The sequence below is a fragment of the Rossellomorea sp. LJF3 genome (genome assembly GCF_037046045.1).
Taxonomy (GTDB): domain Bacteria; phylum Bacillota; class Bacilli; order Bacillales; family Bacillaceae_B; genus Rossellomorea.
The window spans coordinates 1-1,469 of sequence record NZ_JBANLY010000051.1; the positions used below are offsets into that span (position 1 = coordinate 1).

At 38.1% G+C, this 1,469-nt stretch carries 1 protein-coding gene; it reads right to left on the reverse strand.

What is annotated here, in order from left to right:
- Window positions 1–210: 210 nt before the first annotated feature.
- A complete protein-coding gene (locus V8G47_RS20700; protein ID WP_336201684.1) occupies window positions 211–1,371 on the reverse strand; it encodes an IS256 family transposase in 1,161 nt (386 codons plus the stop codon).
- Window positions 1,372–1,469 lie beyond the last annotated feature (98 nt).

Below are 1,469 nucleotides of genomic sequence, written 5' to 3' on the forward strand. Positions count from 1 at the left end.
AGTCAAGTCCTTTATATTGTGTAAATTCCATACTTGTCTTTCTTAACTGTAAATTGAATATAGGTACTCCATTCAACATTTTTTTGCGAAACTTCCATAATTAATTTCTTCATAGCCAGGGCAGGCTGTCAAAGGCTCCTCACTTTGACAGCCTGCCCTGGCTATGACACCATTCGAATGGGAAGTTTCATTCAAAAATGCTTAGGGCTTTTAAAAGAATTTTCTTTTTGAATAATTGGTCTCTTGGTAATGAAATAATACTGCCCCAACCAACCGAAAAGCTGACTGCGTATTAGGGAAAATCCGTATGACCTTTTCTCTTCTTCGAACCTCTTGGTTTAAGCGTTCCAAACTGTTTGTACTACGAATGTGTGGACGAATTTCCTCAGGGTGCTCCATGTACTGTATGGTATCTTCAAAGCCTTCATCTAAGATGGCCAACGCTTTTTCATATTTTTTATTCTCGCTAAACTGACTCATCAGTTCTTCTTTAAAGTTCCTCATATCTTCGATTTTGACGGCTTCAAATACCCGCTTAATCATAGTTCTAATTTCTTTGGAATCTTTCTTAGGGAGTTGGTTAATAATATTTCGTTTGAAATGTACATTACACCTCTGCCAACTGGTTCCAATAAATTCACGGAGAACGGCTTTTTGTAGGCCCTTATGGGCATCTGAAATCACAAGCTTAGGTGACTGTAAACCGCGCGATTTCAGCTGTTGAAAGAACCTACTCCAACTTTCGTAGCTCTCGGCATGATCGACCATTAATCCTAAAATCTCACGATTATTTTTCTGAGTAAGAGCTGTCGCAATGTAGACGGCTTTTGAAACGACACGATGATGTTCGCGGACTTTTATATACATGGCATCTACAAATATAAATGGAAAATAAGTTCCGTTCAAAGGCCTCTTAGCCCAGTCATTAATGATAGGATCTAATTTTTGAGTCAGGGAAGAAACGAATGATTTTGAAACTGTTTCACCACAAAGCTGTTCCACAATATGAGTAACCTTACGGGTAGAAACACCATTGATCACCATCTCAAGCATCGAAAGAACAAAAGCTTGATCACAACGTGAGTACTTTTCAAATATGGAAGGAGAAAAATCTCCATTACGGGTGCGTGGTACCTTCAATTTGATCTTTCCAACACTCATCGTGAAATCACGCTCATAGTATCCGTTACGATAATCTAAACGATCAGTAGATCGTTCGTAGGAAGCTGCTTGTAGGTACTGGTCTCTCTCCCTTTCCATGTATTCATTTAATACAAGGACGATGGCTGATCGAACCACCGTTTCGATGTTAGAATTCATTACTGCTTCTTTTAAAGAATCCAAATCTAGGTTAAACTGTAATTGAGTCATCTTTATTCCTCTTCTCATTGTTTATCGTCGTTGAAAACAGTGTTGACAAGAAGGAATAAAATGACTCTTTCTTTTTACACAATTATATGGACTTAATC